The sequence below is a fragment of the Quisquiliibacterium transsilvanicum genome (assembly GCF_014202215.1).
Lineage (GTDB): Bacteria > Pseudomonadota > Gammaproteobacteria > Burkholderiales > Burkholderiaceae_E > Quisquiliibacterium > Quisquiliibacterium transsilvanicum.
The window spans coordinates 346,779-360,365 of the sequence record NZ_JACHGB010000006.1 but is presented as its reverse complement, the minus strand read 5'-3'; the positions used below and the strand labels follow the sequence as shown (position 1 = coordinate 360,365).

The following is a 13,587-nucleotide window of genomic DNA, read 5'->3' as shown; positions in this document are numbered from 1 at the left end:
TTGAAGGCTCCGTTCCGTCAGTTGCCGGCCAGCGCGCGCTGCATGCGGGCGTTGTTCAGGTGGAAGGCGCCGTCGATCGCGATGCGCGCCCCCTCGGGCAGCGGCCGCGCCAGCGGCCGCACACCGTCGCGCTCCGGCTCGAGCGTCACCGGCGTCAGCCGGAACGCATCGTCGCGCACCAGCACGAACACGTGGTCGACGTCGTTCTCGCGCACGACCGCGCTCGAGGGAACCACCTGCCGTTCCGACGACCTGCCCTGCACCAGCATGGTCATCAGCATCGAGGGCTTTAGGCGCTGGTCGCGGTTCTCCAGCACCGCGCCCACGCGCACAGTGCGCGTCTGCGGGTCGACGATGTCGGCGACGTACTGGACACTGGCTTCGAGCTGCTGGTTGTCCAGCGCGGGCACCTCCAGCCGCACCTTCTGCCCGCGCGTCACGAAGCGGGCGTCCTGCTCGGGCACCTCGGCCACCGCCCAGACCGAGCCGAGGTCGGACACCACGAACAGCACATCGGAGGGGCTGACGACCTGGCCCTGCGCCACTTGGCGGTCGATCAGCGTGCCCGAGAGCGTCGCGGTGATCGAGGCGGTCTGCTGGATCTGCCCGGTTTCCTCGAGGCGCCGGATCCGCTCCCGGGACAGGCCGAGCGCGCGCAGCTGGTCGGAGACCGCGCGCTTCTCGGCCGAGAACACCGTGAGCTCGGTCTGGCGGCGCTGCAGCTCCGCCGAGCCGATCACGTCGGCGGCCAGCAGCAGCTGGGCCCGCTCGACCGCCCTGGTCAGCTGCTGCTGCTGCGAGTTCGCGCGAAGGAAGGCGAGCTGGGCCTGGGCCAGCTCCGGGCTGTTGATCTCGGCGAGCACCTGGCCTGCGCGGACGCGCTGGCCGAGCTCGGCGTCGATCTGCGAGATGCGTCCAGTGATCGGCGCACCGATCCGCGCGGTGCGGTACTGGTTGACCTCGATGCGGCCGGCGATCCGGACGGTCTCCATGACCGTGCTGGTGCCGACCGCCGCGGTGCTGACGCGCGACCGCGTGGAGTCGTCGAGCGCGATCTCCATCGGGTCGGGTCTGGCGGCAGAGGCGGCGCTCGGCGGCGCTGCACGCTCGCCGCAGGCGGTGAGGCCGAGCAGGGCGGCGGCCAGAAGCAGGGGGCGAATTCCTTGGATCGTCATGTTGTCATCTGCCGACAATGCGTTCGAGGTCGGTGCGCGCGAGCTGCAGCTCGTTGCGCGCGGAGATCAGTTCGTTCCGAACAAGGCGGAACTGGCGCTGGGCGTCGAGGAACTCGAGGATTCCGCGCTCGCCGAAGCGATACGCTGCCTCGGCGATGCCGACCGTCGCGCGGGCACCCTCGATGATTCCGCCCTCCAGTGACTCGACGCGCACCAGCGCGGCCCGGTAGGCGCGCCAGGCGGCGTCGAGTTCGGCGGAGGCTTCGTGGCGGCGCTGCTCGAGCGCCCGCCGTGCGACGGTGACCTGAGCCTGCGCCTCGGCGATCGGCCCCTGCCGGCGGTCGATCAGCGGCAGCGTGAGCTGCGCGCCGATCCGGTTCAGGGTGAACGAAGGATCGCGTTCCTGAGACGCGCGCAGCGTGACCTGCGGGAGCACCGCGTTGCGTTCCCGCTCGACCCGCCGCTGCGCCTGCTCGAGCTCGGCCCTGGCCAGCGCGATCTGCGGGTTGGCGCGCTCGATCGCCTGCGCGTACCCGCGGTAGTCCTCCTCGTCGAGAGGCCGCTGGTCCGCCGGCTCGAGCCGGATCTCGAACTCCGGCGCGACCCAGGGGCCTGTGAGCCGGCGCAGGTCGGCCTTCGCGCTGAGCCGCCGCATCTGCGCATTCTCGAGGTTCTTGCGGGCGACCGCGGTCTCTCCTTCGGCACGCACCAGGTCGAAGCGGGGCGCCTCGCCGGTGCGCACCTGCAGGCGGATCCTCTCGAGGATCTGCTCGGTCAGCTGCAGATCTTCCTGGAAGGCAGCGACCGCCTCCTCGAGCCGGACGATCTCGAAGAATCGGATGCGGATCGCGGCGATCAGCTCTGCCTGCACTGCTTCGGTGCGCGCGCGTGCGACATCCACGGCAGACTCCGCCGCCTGTATCCGGGAAGTCCGCAGCCAGGGGTTCTCGATTGGCAGCCCGACCGACAGCAGCGTGCTGCTGCCGTCGCCGTCGGCCCCGCCTCTGGCGCGCAGCCGCCCGGGCTCGAGGGACAGTTCCGGGTTGGGCCGGGCGCGCGCGGTCCGGATGCCGGCGCTTGCGAGGTCTTCCCCCGCCCGGCTCGTGGCCGTCGCCGGGCTGCCCGCGCGGGCGCCCTCGATCAGCTCGGTCAGCGTGTACTGACGCGCCGATCCGGCTGCCGCTGCCGCGGCGGCGGAGTTCGGCGAGGGCTGTTCCGCGCGGCCAGGCGCTGCAAGGGCCAGCAGCAGGACCGAGGCGGACGCGGCACGCATCCACCGGTGCGCGACGGGGCGGGCTGGCCGTCCCGGGGGCGATAGAGAAACTGGCATGGAAGCAGTCCGTTGTTTCGAAGGTTCGAATCACACACGGACTCACCGAAGCAAGGACCGTGCTTGCTGACGGTCTTGCTTGCAGGCCTGCAGGCCTGCCGCTTCGCCGGGGCGTTGGCCCGGATTGACGACGAAGACGCGGGCGGATGAACCGCCGAAGCTACTCCCCGAGAGGCGCGGATCGCAGCCGCCGGCCGTCGGTCGCTCTTGCGACCGCTGCAGCCGGCGGTAGTGATCAGCGCGTTCTCGGTCGGGCCGCCGCGGAGCGGCTTACATGGGCCCGCGAAGGGGCCGGCCCCGGCGCAGTCATCGATGCGTCGTCAGGTCTGCACGAGCCGCCGATGCCTGGCAATGCTCATCAGCATGCCGGCGCCCAGCGCGAGCGTGACCTGCGCCGTGCCGCCGTAGGACATCATCGGCAGCGGCACGCCGACCACCGGGAGGATGCCGGACACCATTCCCATGTTGACGAAGGCGTAGGTGAAGAAGATCAGCGTCAGCGAGCCGGCCAGCAGGCGCGAGAACTCGGTGGAAGCCTGCGCGGAGATCACCATTCCGCGGGAAATCAGGAGCAGGTAGAGCACCAGCAGCACGCCGTTGCCCACCAGCCCGAACTCCTCGGAGTAGACGGCGAAGATGAAATCGGTGGTGCGCTCCGGGATGAACTCCAGGTGGGTCTGCGTGCCCTGCATCCAGCCCTTGCCCCAGACCCCGCCGGAGCCCACCGCGATCGTCGACTGGATGATGTGGAAGCCCTTGCCCAGCGGGTCGCTGGTCGGGTCGATGAGGGTCAGCACGCGCTGGCGCTGGTAGTCGTGCAGCAGCGTCCACAGCACCGGCGCGGCGGCTGCGGCCCCCAGCAGCAGCGATGCAATCACCTTCCAGCTGAGCCCGGCGAGGAAGATCACCGCGCCGCCCGCGGCCAGCACCAGCAGCGAGGTGCCGAGATCCGGCTGGCGCAGGATCAGCGCGACGGGGACGGCGAGCAGCGCGGTGGCGATCGCGAAGTCGTACCAGCGCTTCACGCCCTCGCGCCGTTCGAAGTACCAGGCCAGCATCAGCGGCGCGGCGATCTTCAGCACTTCCGAGGGCTGGATCCGGGTGAAGCCCAGGTCCAGCCAGCGCCGCGCGCCCTTGGAGATGTCGCCGAACAGGGCCACCCCGATCAGCAGCAGCACTCCCAGCAGGTACAGCGGCACCGCCGAGCGCATCAGCCAGCCGGGCGGCACGTTCGACGCCACCCACATCACCACGAAGGCCACGGCGAGGTTGCGCGCATGGCCTTCGAAGCGGCCGGGGAAGCCGAGCGAGGCCGAATACATTGCGACCAGGCTCAGCCCGAAGATGACTGCCAGGACCGCGGTCAGGGTGGGATCGAACGCCGTCAGCCAGGCGCGCAGGTGCTTGCGCAGGTCCAGTGTGTCCGTCATTGGCGGTTGACCTCCGTCGGCGAGATCGGCTCGGGGCCGATGCGCTCCGGCACGTCGCGCAGATCCTGTTCGTTCTCGCCCTCGGGCTGGGCAGCGGCCGCGCCGGGCTTCGCACCCGTTGCCGCGGCGCTCGCGGCGCTCGTGGCGGCTCCCGGCGGGTCGCCGGGCAGCTTGCCGAGCAGGTAGTAGTCGAAGACCTTGCGGGCGATCGGCGCCGCCGCCTGCGCGCCGAAGCCGCCGTTCTCGACGATGATCGCCAGCGCGAGCCGCGGCGCCTCGGCGGGCGCGAAGGCCATGAACAGCGAGTGGTCGCGATGACGCTCGGCGATCCGCCGGGCGTCGTAGCGCTCGCCCTGGCGGATGCCGATCACCTGCGAGGTGCCGGTCTTGCCGGCGGCCACGTACTCGGCGCCGCGGAAGGCGATCCGCCCGGTGCCCACCCGGTTGACCTCCACCATCGCCGACCTGACCAGCGCCAGGTGCTCCGGGGAGAGGCCGATGCTGCGGCTGGGCGCGCGCACGGTGAGGTTGCGCTCGCGGCTGACGGGGTCCTCGATCGAGCGCACGACGTGCGGCCGCATCACCACGCCGTCGTTGGCCAGGGTGGCCGTTGCGTGGGCGAGCTGCAGGATCGTGAAGGCGTTGTAGCCCTGCCCGATGCCTACCGACGGCGTCTCGCCCGGATGCCACTTCTTCTTGTAGCGCTTGAGCTTCCACTGCGACGACGGCAGGATCCCGGTGGCCTCGTGTTCCAGGTCGATCCCGGTGAGCTGGCCGAAGCCCCAGGGCGCCATGAAATCGTGGATCGCGTCCACGCCCATCTCGTAGGCCAGCTTGTAGTAGTAAGTGTCGCTGGAGACGACGATCGACTTGTGCAGGTTCACGGTTCCGTGGCCCGAGGGGCGGGAGTCCCGGAAGCGGTGATTGCCGAGCAGGAAGTAGCCGGGATCGCTGATCGTGAACTCGGGAGTGCGTGCGCCGGTGGTCAGCGCCGCCAGCGCCATGAAGGGCTTGTAGGTGGAGCCCGGCGGGTAGGTGCCGCGCAGCGGGCGGTTCAGCAGCGGGTTGTCCGGGTCCTCGTTCAGCGCCTGCCAGGTCGCCACGTCGATGCCGTCGACGAACAGGTTGGGGTCGAACACCGGCTTGGACACCATCGCGATCACGTCGCCGGTGCGCGGCTCGATCGCCACCAGCGCGCCGCGGCGGTCGCCGAACCACTCTTCGGCCAGCTGCTGCAGGCGGATGTCGAGCGAGAGGATCAGGTTCGCGCCGGCCACCGGCGGCGTGTGCGACAGCGAGCGGACCGTGCGGCCGCCGGCGGATACCTCGATCTCCTCGAAGCCGGCGCGGCCGTGCAGCTGGCGCTCGTAGGAGGCCTCGACGCCGATCTTGCCCATGTGCGTGCTGCCCGCGTACTCGGAGAGCCGTTCGCTCTCCTCGAGGCGGCGCTTGTCGTCGACCGAGATGCGCCCGATGTAGCCGATCACATGGGCGGCGGTTTCGCCCATCGGATAGGTGCGGAAGAGCCGGGCACGGATCTCCACGCCGGGGAAGCGATAGCGCATCGCGGCGAAGCGCGCGAGCTCCTCGTCGCTGAGCCGCGTGCGGATCGGGACGCTGTCCTGGTTGCGCGCCTCGGCGAGCAGCCGCTTGAAGCGCCGCCGGTCGAAGGCGGTGACCTCGAGGATCTGGGCGAGGTCGTCGATGGTGCGCTCGACGTCGGCCACCCGGCGCGGCGAGATCTCCAGCGTGTAGTCCGGCACGTTGTCGGCGAGCAGGACGCCGTTGCGGTCATAGATCAGTCCGCGCCGGGGCGGCACCGGCACCAGCGCAATGCGGTTGTCCTCGGCCTGCGCGTGGAAGTCCGGGTAGCGCACCACCTGCAGGTAGAAGAATCGTGCGCCCAGGATGCCGAAGCAAACCAGTACGATCACCCACGCGACACCCAGCCGGATCCGCAGCCGGTGGATGTCGCGCTCGGGGTTGCGCACCTCGATGTTCGCCATGTGCGTGGCTTCAGAGCGGGCGGTTCTCGTCGCGCTCGATGGCGCGGCGCTGCGGCGCCAGCAGCAGCAGTTCGGCGATTGGCCACAGCAGCGTCGTCGTGAAGCTCGACAGCAGGATCGGCCAGCCCGGCAGGCCGCTGCCGACCAGGATACGCACCAGGATCGCGATGAGCTGCGCGGCCAGGAAAAGCGGCAGCACGTGCAGCATCTTGCCGAAGGGGCCGAACCAGGGGACGCGGCGGTGCATGCTGAGCGCGCCGTAGGAGAGCAGGCTGTACGCCAGCGCATGCTCGCCGAGCAGCGCCGCGTCGTGGACGTCCATCAGCACGCCGAAGAGGAAGGCGATGCCGATGCCGACCTTGCGCGGCTGGTGGATGTTCCAGAACACCAGCACCAGCGCGAGGAAGTCCGGCGCCCAGGCGATCCTGCCCCAGGGGAGCAGGTCGAGGATGAACGCGAACACCAGCGAGAACGCGATGAACGCACGGTTCGCCGGCAGCAGCAGGTATTCGGGATCGGGACGCATGCCTCAGGAGCCCTTGCGCGAGCGCGCGTCGGCGGCCGGCTCGGGCGGCGGCGGGGGCAGTGCGCTGCGGTCGACCTGCAGCACCAGCAGCGCCCGATTGCGCTCGAGCCGCGACAGCGGGGCGACCAGCACCCGCGACAGCGTCGCAGACGATCCGGTCGGCTCCACGCGCAGCACCTTGCCCACCGGCAGCCCGGGCGGATAGACGCCGTCAAGCCCCGAGGTGACGATGGCGTCGCCCTCCTGGACGTCGCTGTCGACGCTGAGGAAGCGCAGTTCGAGCAGGCCGGGCGTTGCGCTCGCGAAGGCGATCGAGCGCTGGGCAGTCCGGGCGATCTCGACCGGGATCGCGGCGTTGCGGTCGGTCAGCAGCGTCACCTCGGCAGAGAGTGGCAGCGCGCGGGTGACCTGGCCGGCCACGCCGAGGGCGTCGAGCACCGGCTGGCCGGCGAGCACCCCATGCTGGACGCCGCGGTCGACGATCAGGCGGCGGGTGTAGGGATCGCGGGCGTCGTAGAGCACCTCGGCCATCACGGAGGGGATGGCGGAACGCTCGCGCGCGCCCAGCAGGGCCCGCAGCTGTGCGTTCTCCGCGGCGAGGTGGTCGGCCTGCAGCAGCGCCCGCGCGTTAGCGATCTCGATCCGCCGCAGTTCGGCGTTCTCGACGCGCATGCGATCGACGTCGCCGAAGTATTCGCTGGTCAGCCTGAGCAGGTCGCGCGGCACGAGGAGGGTCCGCTGCAGCGGGTAGAGGACGGTGCCGATGCCCTGGCGCAGCGCGCCCAGCGTGCCCATCCGCGCATCGGTCACCAGCAGCGCGATCGCCAGCAGGGCGAAGAAGGCGAGGCGAGCGTGCGCTGAGGGGCCCTGGTTGAAGAACGACGGGGGGCTGCGGTCCATCGGTCAGCCGGGTGTCCGGGACGGCCCGGGCACGTTCACTCGTTGGTGAAGATCGTGCCGAGCTTGTCCATGCGCTCCAGCGCCATGCCGCAGCCGCGCACTACGCAGGTGAGGGGGTCGTCGGCCACCAGCACCGGCAGGCCCGACTCCTCCATCAGCAGGCGGTCGAGGTCGCGCAGCAGCGCGCCGCCTCCGGTGAGCATGATGCCGCGCTCGGTGATGTCTGCGCCGAGCTCGGGCGGCGTCTGCTCCAGCCCGATCTTGACCGCGGAGACGATCTGGTTGAGGGGGTCGGTCAGCGCCTCGAGGATCTCGTTGCTGGAGATGGTGAAGCTGCGCGGGATGCCCTCCGAGAGGTTGCGTCCCTTGACTTCCATTTCCTTGACCTCGGAGCCGGGGAAGGCCGAGCCGATGGTCTTCTTGATGTTCTCTGCGGTCTGCTCGCCGATCAGCATGCCGTAGTTGCGGCGGATGTAGTTGACGATGGCTTCGTCGAACTTGTCGCCGCCGACCCGCACGGAGCCCTTGTAGACCATGCCGCCCAGCGAGATGACGCCCACTTCCGTGGTGCCGCCGCCGATGTCGACCACCATGCAGCCCGTGGGTTCGGACACCGGCAGGCCGGCGCCGATCGCGGCCGCCATCGGCTCTTCGATCAGGTAGACCTGCGATGCCCCTGCGCCCAGCGCCGACTCGCGGATGGCCCGGCGTTCGACCTGGGTGGACCCGCAGGGCACGCAGATGATGATCCGGGGGCTGGGCGAGAACAGCCGCGACTCGTGCACCATCCGGATGAACTGCTTGAGCATCTGCTCGGTGACGGTGAAGTCGGCGATCACGCCGTCCTTCATCGGCCGGATGGCCTCGATGTTGCCGGGGACCTTGCCGAGCATCTGCTTGGCTTCGGTGCCGACCGCCGCGATGCTGCGCTTGCCGCTGGGACCGCCTTCCTGGCGGATGGCGACGACCGAAGGTTCGTCCAGGACGATGCCTTTGCCGCGCACGTAGATCAGGGTGTTCGCGGTGCCGAGGTCGATGGCGAGATCGGTCGAGAAATACTTGCGCAAAAACCCGAACATCGCGGTTCCGTAGGTGGGTGAGAGACTGGAGGGAGACGCGCGCGAACGACGTTGCCGAGACGCGGGGGACTGCCGGAGAAAGTCAGGGATGATACCGTATAATTCGTCGACAACCGGGCTCCTGCCAGAGGGCATTCGTCGACGCGAGGTCGGCGTTCCGTCGCCCGGCCGCGGGTCGCCCGCATCCCGATTCCCCCGCTCCGCTCCGATCATGTCGCTATCCGTCGCCGACGTCCGTCGCATTGCACGTCTCGCCCGCCTCGCCCTGTCGGACGAGGAGGCCGTCGCCGCCCAGGCGAAGCTCAGCTCGATCTTCGGCCTGATCGAGCGTCTCCAGGCGGTCGACACCGAGGGGGTCGAACCCATGACCCACCCGCAGCCGATGACATTGCGCCTGCGCGCCGACGAGGTCACCGAGTCCGACCGCCGCGCCGATTTCCAGGCCGTGGCGCCGGCCGTGGAACAGGGCCTCTACCTCGTGCCCCGGGTGATCGAGTGAGCGTCGCACCGATGGACGTCGCGGGACTTGGGCTCGCCCGGCTGCGCCAGGCGCTGGACGCCGGCGAGACCAGCGCCGAAGCGCTGGCGGCCGCCTATCTCGAACGGATCGCGGCCAGCGAGCTGAACGCATTCATCGACGTGCGCCCCGATCTCACCCTGGCGCAGGCCCGCGAGGCGGACCGGCGACGCGCAGCGGGCGAGCGCGGGCCCCTGCTCGGGGTGCCGGTGGCCCACAAGGACATCTTCGTCACCCGCGGCTGGCGCTCGACCGCCGGCTCGCGGATGCTCGCCGACTACGTCAGCCCCTTCGACGCCGCAGTGGTCGAGCGGCTCGAGCGCGCCGGCGCGGTCTGCCTGGGCAAGACCAACTGCGACGAGTTCGCGATGGGCTCCGCCAACGAGAGTTCGCATTTCGGCCCGGCGCGCAACCCCTGGGACCCGTCGGCCATTCCGGGCGGCTCCTCGGGTGGCGCCGCGGCGGCCGTGGCCGCGGGGCTTGCGCCGCTGGCCACCGGCACGGACACCGGCGGCTCGGTTCGCCAGCCGGCGGCCATGTGCGGCATCACCGGAATCAAGCCGACCTACGGCCGGGTGTCGCGTTACGGGATGATCGCCTACGCATCCAGTCTCGATCAGGGCGGCGCGATGGCGCGCTCGGCCGAAGACTGCGCAGTGCTGCTGTCGGCGATGGCCGGCTTCGATTCCCGCGATTCCACCAGCCTCGACCGTCCCGACGAGGACTTCTCGGCCTCGCTCGAGCGCCCGCTGGACGGCCTGCGCATCGGCCTGCCGCGTGAATTCTTCGGTGCGGGCCTGTCCGCTGACGTGCGCGCGGCGGTCGACGCGGCGCTCGGCGTGCTGCGGGAGCAGGGCGCGCGGCTGGTCGAAATCTCGCTGCCGCGCACCGAGCTCGCCATCCCCGCGTACTACGTGATCGCGCCGGCCGAGGCCTCGAGCAACCTGAGCCGGTTCGATGGCGTGCGCTACGGCCATCGCGCGCAGCAGTACGGCGACCTGCTCGAGATGTACGAGAAGACCCGCGCCGAAGGCTTCGGCGCCGAGGTGCGCAGGCGGATCATGGTCGGCGCCTACGTGCTGTCGCACGGCTACTACGACGCCTACTACCTGAAAGCGCAGAAGCTGCGCCGCCTGATCGCAGACGACTTCGCCGCGGCCTTCGGCCAGGTCGACCTGATCGCCGGCCCGGTCTCGCCGACCGTGGCCTGGAAGCTCGGCGAGCATGGCGACGACCCGGTGCGCGACTACCTCTCCGACATCTACACGCTGCCTGCCTCGCTGGCGGGGCTGCCGGGAATGTCGGTGCCCGCGGGTTTCGGCGAGGGCGGCCGTCCGGTCGGCCTTCAGCTGATCGGCAACTACTTCGACGAGGCGCGGCTGCTCAACGTCGGCCATCGCTTCCAGTCGGTCACCGACTGGCATGCGCGCCGCTCGCCGGCGGCCGCGGCGTGATTCGCCGGGCGCGCTGGCTCTGGCTGCTCGCGCTGGCCTGGGCCGGGGGCTGCTCGATGCTGCCGCCGGTGATGCGGCCCGGCGTTCCTTCCGCGCCGATCGCCGACCGCGCCATCCACCTCGACGGCAGCTGCGCGCAGGCCGAGGACGACGGTTTTCGCGAGCGGGCCGTGCTGCGGGTCCGGGACAACCTCGTGCAGGCGCTGTCCTGGCAGCTCTGGGTGGGCCGGCAGGGCAGTTGCAGCTTCGAGCTCGCGGAGTTCCAGCAGACGCGCCGGCGCCCGCACGTGGAGCTGGCTGCGCGCGACGGCGGCAGCTGCCGGCTGATGATCTGGCAGGATCCGCGCCGCGTCACGCTGGCGCATGCCGGCTGCGAGCGGCGCTGCACGCCGGGAATCTACGACAAGGCCTGGCCGGTGATGTTCGACCCCGCCACCGGCGGCTGCGCCCGGCCCTGAGGGCGATGGCGCAGGCGCACCCGGCTGACCGCCGGGTCGGGCAAATGGATCTGGCAAATGGATCGCCGCGCTGGCGCGGCTTTCAGGGGCGACGCGCCCCGGATGCAAAGGGAACCTGACATGCAGTGGGAAGTCGTCATCGGGATCGAGACCCACGTCCAGCTCGCCACGCGCTCGAAGATCTTCTCGGGCGCTTCCACGGCCTTCGGCGCAGCGCCCAACACCCAGGCCTGCGCGGTGGATCTCGCGCTGCCCGGCGTGCTGCCGGCGATGAACCGCGCGGCGGTCGAGTGCGCGATCCGGCTGGGCCTGGCGGTGGGCGCGCAGATCGCGCCGCGCTCGGTGTTCGCGCGCAAGAACTACTTCTATCCGGACCTGCCCAAGGGCTACCAGATCAGCCAGTACGAAATCCCGGTGGTCGCGGGCGGCACGGTGCCGATCGCCTGGGAGCAGGACGGCCAGCTGCGCGAGAAGGCGGTGCAGCTGACGCGCGCGCACCTCGAGGAGGATGCCGGCAAGTCGCTGCACGAGGATTTCCACGGCATGAGCGGCATCGACCTCAACCGCGCCGGCACCCCGCTGCTGGAGGTGGTCACCGAGCCCGACATGCGCTCGGCGAAGGAGGCGGTGGCCTACGCCAAGGCGCTGCACGGGCTGGTGATGTGGCTGGGCGTGTGCGACGGAAACATGCAGGAGGGCTCGTTCCGCTGCGACGCCAACGTGTCGGTGCGCCCGTTGGGCCAGGCCGAGTACGGCACCCGCTGCGAGGTCAAGAACCTGAATTCCTTCCGCTTCCTCGAGCGCGCGATCGACTTCGAGGTGCGCCGCCAGATCGAGCTGATCGAGGACGGCGGGCGCGTGGTCCAGGAGACACGGCTGTACGACCCGGACCGCGACGAGACCCGCTCGATGCGCAGCAAGGAAGACGCGCATGACTACCGCTACTTCCCCGATCCCGACCTGCCGCCGCTGGTCATCGGGCCGGAGTGGATCGAGCGGGTGCGCGGATCGCTGCCCGAGCTGCCATCGGCGCTGCGCGCGCGCTTCGAGGCCGACCACGGCCTGTCCGCCTACGACGCCGCCACGCTGTCGGTCTCGCGCGGGGTCTCGAGTTACTTCGAAGACGTGCTGCGCGCGCTCGCGCCGGCCGGCGCGGACAAGGCCGCGGCCAAGCTCGCCGCCAACTGGGTGATGGTCGACGTGGCCGCGGCGCTGAACCGCGACGGCCTCGAGATCGAGGCCTGTCCGGTGCCGGCCGAACGCCTGGCGGCGCTGCTGCGCCGGATCCAGGACGGCACGGTCTCGGGCAAGCAGGCCCGGGAGGTGCTGCAGGCGCTGTGGGAGGGCGCGGCCGACGTCGATCAGGTGATCGAGTCGCGTGGACTGCGCCAGATCAGCGATGCGGGCGCGCTCGGCAAGATTGTCGACGAGGTGCTCGCGGCCAACCCGAAGTCGGTCGAGGAGTTCCGGGCCGGCAAGGAGAAGGCCTTCAACGCGCTGGTGGGCCAGGTGATGAAGGCCAGCAAGGGCAAGGCGAACCCGCAGCAGGTCAACGAGCTGCTGCGGTCGAAGCTGGAGGGGTGAGCGGATTCCCTCCGCTGCGGTACTTCTCGTCCAGCTCCACCTGCACGCCGGCGGCGACCTTGTTGAGCTGGTTGGCCAGGCCGACCACGGCCAGCAGCTCGCCGAACTGGGCGTCGGTCATGCCCTTGGCGCGGGCCGATGCGGTGTGGGTGCCCACGCAGTAGCCGCAGTCGTTGGTCATCGACACCGCCACGTAGACCAGTTCCTTGGTCAGCGGATCGAGCGCGCCCGGGCCCATCACTGCCTTCACCTGCGACCAGCTGCGCTCGAGCAGGGCCGGGTCGTTGGCCGGCACCTTCCAGATGTCGTTGACGTAGTCGGTGTTCCGGGCGGCGCGGATGTCGTCGTACACGGCGCGCACGCGCGCATTCGCTTGCCCGTATTCGATCTTCGGCCAGAGTGCCATCGCTGTCTCTTTATGAAGTGCTCGCGCCGTAGCGCATCCGGTACTCTGCGACGCGCTGCCTGTAAGGCGCCAGCGCCGAAGCCGCCTCGGAGCCGGAGTCGAGGAAGGTGAGCACGTCGTCCAGGCCGGCGATTGCGAACACCGGCAGGCCGTACTTCTGCTCGACCTCCTGCACCGCGGACAGCTCGCTCACGTTCTCGGCGTTGCCGCCGCGCTCCTGGCGGTCGAGCGCGATCAGTACGCCGACGGGTTCGCCGCCGTGGGCGCGGATCATCTCCACCGATTCTCGCACCGAGGTTCCCGCGGAGATCACGTCGTCGACGATGACCACGCGGCCGCGCATCGGCGCGCCGATCAGCACCCCGCCTTCGCCGTGGTCCTTGGCCTCCTTGCGATTGAAGGCGAAGGGCACGTTGCGTTCCTTGCGGGCGAGCGCAACCGCGGTGGCGCTGGCCAGCGTGATGCCCTTGTAGGCGGGGCCGTAGAGCATGTCGAACCGGACGTGCCCGTGGCGTTCCGCGTCGAGCAGCGTGCGAGCGTAGAACTCGGCGAGCGCGCCCAGCGTGGCGCCGTCGTTGAACAGCCCGGCGTTGAAGAAGTAGGGGCTGAGGCGGCCCGCCTTGGTGGTGAACTCGCCGAAGCGCAACACGCCGGCGCTGTGCGCGAACCGGATAAACTCGGCGCGCAACTCCCTCCGCAATTCCTGGGTCACTCGATCTCTC

13 protein-coding genes are annotated in these 13,587 nt (G+C 70.3%); 4 read left to right on the top strand and 9 right to left on the bottom strand.

Annotated features, from left to right (window positions below):
* Positions 1-17: 17 nt before the first annotated feature.
* From HNQ70_RS16800 to HNQ70_RS16770, 7 genes are all read right to left on the bottom strand, one after another.
* Positions 18-1,175 (bottom strand): efflux RND transporter periplasmic adaptor subunit, encoded by a 1,158-nt coding sequence (locus tag HNQ70_RS16800; RefSeq protein ID WP_183969808.1) that lies wholly within the window; start codon positions 1,173-1,175, stop codon positions 18-20.
* 4 nt (positions 1,176-1,179) lie between these two features.
* On the bottom strand, positions 1,180-2,448 hold the full coding sequence (locus HNQ70_RS16795) for a TolC family protein (protein WP_183969806.1): 1,269 nt from the start codon (positions 2,446-2,448) through the stop codon (positions 1,180-1,182).
* A gap of 377 nt (positions 2,449-2,825) precedes the next feature.
* Positions 2,826-3,935, bottom strand: coding sequence for a rod shape-determining protein RodA (gene rodA / locus HNQ70_RS16790; RefSeq protein ID WP_183969804.1), 1,110 nt, complete (start codon positions 3,933-3,935; stop codon positions 2,826-2,828).
* Complete coding sequence (mrdA, locus tag HNQ70_RS16785; protein ID WP_183969802.1) at positions 3,932-5,941, bottom strand: penicillin-binding protein 2; 2,010 nt, start codon at positions 5,939-5,941, stop codon at positions 3,932-3,934. Before mrdA ends, rodA begins: the two co-directional genes overlap by 4 nt.
* 10 nt (positions 5,942-5,951) lie before the next feature.
* Positions 5,952-6,467, bottom strand: a complete 516-nt coding sequence (gene mreD / locus HNQ70_RS16780; protein ID WP_183969799.1) for a rod shape-determining protein MreD — start codon at positions 6,465-6,467, stop codon at positions 5,952-5,954.
* Between the two features lie 3 nt (positions 6,468-6,470).
* Positions 6,471-7,367 carry a rod shape-determining protein MreC gene (gene mreC, locus HNQ70_RS16775; RefSeq protein WP_183969797.1) on the bottom strand — a complete coding sequence of 299 codons (897 nt, stop codon included), beginning with the start codon at positions 7,365-7,367 and terminating at the stop codon, positions 6,471-6,473.
* Positions 7,368-7,402: 35 nt separating this feature from the next.
* Positions 7,403-8,446, bottom strand: coding sequence for a rod shape-determining protein (locus HNQ70_RS16770; protein WP_183969795.1), 1,044 nt, complete (start codon positions 8,444-8,446; stop codon positions 7,403-7,405).
* A gap of 211 nt (positions 8,447-8,657) precedes the next feature.
* Between HNQ70_RS16770 and gatC the strand changes: the two genes are divergently transcribed.
* From gatC to gatB, 4 genes are all read left to right on the top strand, one after another.
* Positions 8,658-8,945 (top strand): Asp-tRNA(Asn)/Glu-tRNA(Gln) amidotransferase subunit GatC, encoded by a 288-nt coding sequence (gatC, locus tag HNQ70_RS16765; protein ID WP_183969793.1) that lies wholly within the window; start codon positions 8,658-8,660, stop codon positions 8,943-8,945.
* A gap of 11 nt (positions 8,946-8,956) precedes the next feature.
* Positions 8,957-10,417 (top strand): Asp-tRNA(Asn)/Glu-tRNA(Gln) amidotransferase subunit GatA, encoded by a 1,461-nt coding sequence (gene gatA / locus HNQ70_RS16760; protein WP_183969991.1) that lies wholly within the window; start codon positions 8,957-8,959, stop codon positions 10,415-10,417.
* Between the two features lie 56 nt (positions 10,418-10,473).
* Complete coding sequence (locus HNQ70_RS16755; RefSeq protein WP_246435053.1) at positions 10,474-10,875, top strand: hypothetical protein; 402 nt, start codon at positions 10,474-10,476, stop codon at positions 10,873-10,875.
* 120 nt (positions 10,876-10,995) lie between these two features.
* The gene (gatB, locus tag HNQ70_RS16750; RefSeq protein ID WP_183969791.1) at positions 10,996-12,459 is read left to right on the top strand and encodes an Asp-tRNA(Asn)/Glu-tRNA(Gln) amidotransferase subunit GatB; all 1,464 of its coding nucleotides are present in this window, start codon (positions 10,996-10,998) and stop codon (positions 12,457-12,459) included.
* Here gatB and HNQ70_RS16745 read toward each other — a convergent pair.
* Positions 12,425-12,865: a carboxymuconolactone decarboxylase family protein gene (locus HNQ70_RS16745; RefSeq protein WP_183969789.1), complete on the bottom strand. Its 441-nt coding sequence runs from the start codon at positions 12,863-12,865 to the stop codon at positions 12,425-12,427. The genes gatB and HNQ70_RS16745 overlap by 35 nt on opposite strands.
* Positions 12,866-12,875: 10 nt before the next feature.
* Positions 12,876-13,577 carry an orotate phosphoribosyltransferase gene (pyrE, locus tag HNQ70_RS16740; RefSeq protein WP_343060814.1) on the bottom strand — a complete coding sequence of 234 codons (702 nt, stop codon included), beginning with the start codon at positions 13,575-13,577 and terminating at the stop codon, positions 12,876-12,878.
* Between the last annotated feature and the right edge of the window lie 10 nt (positions 13,578-13,587).

Coding starts and splice junctions, on each gene's coding strand:
- HNQ70_RS16800 (WP_183969808.1), bottom strand. CDS start 1,175: ATGACGATCCAAGGAATTCGCCCCCTGCTTCTGGCCGCCGCCCTGCTC.
- HNQ70_RS16795 (WP_183969806.1), bottom strand. CDS start 2,448: ATGCGTGCCGCGTCCGCCTCGGTCCTGCTGCTGGCCCTTGCAGCGCCT.
- rodA (WP_183969804.1), bottom strand. CDS start 3,935: ATGACGGACACACTGGACCTGCGCAAGCACCTGCGCGCCTGGCTGACG.
- mrdA (WP_183969802.1), bottom strand. CDS start 5,941: ATGGCGAACATCGAGGTGCGCAACCCCGAGCGCGACATCCACCGGCTG.
- mreD (WP_183969799.1), bottom strand. CDS start 6,467: ATGCGTCCCGATCCCGAATACCTGCTGCTGCCGGCGAACCGTGCGTTC.
- mreC (WP_183969797.1), bottom strand. CDS start 7,367: ATGGACCGCAGCCCCCCGTCGTTCTTCAACCAGGGCCCCTCAGCGCAC.
- HNQ70_RS16770 (WP_183969795.1), bottom strand. CDS start 8,446: ATGTTCGGGTTTTTGCGCAAGTATTTCTCGACCGATCTCGCCATCGAC.
- gatC (WP_183969793.1), top strand. CDS start 8,658: ATGTCGCTATCCGTCGCCGACGTCCGTCGCATTGCACGTCTCGCCCGC.
- gatA (WP_183969991.1), top strand. CDS start 8,957: ATGGACGTCGCGGGACTTGGGCTCGCCCGGCTGCGCCAGGCGCTGGAC.
- HNQ70_RS16755 (WP_246435053.1), top strand. CDS start 10,474: ATGCTGCCGCCGGTGATGCGGCCCGGCGTTCCTTCCGCGCCGATCGCC.
- gatB (WP_183969791.1), top strand. CDS start 10,996: ATGCAGTGGGAAGTCGTCATCGGGATCGAGACCCACGTCCAGCTCGCC.
- HNQ70_RS16745 (WP_183969789.1), bottom strand. CDS start 12,865: ATGGCACTCTGGCCGAAGATCGAATACGGGCAAGCGAATGCGCGCGTG.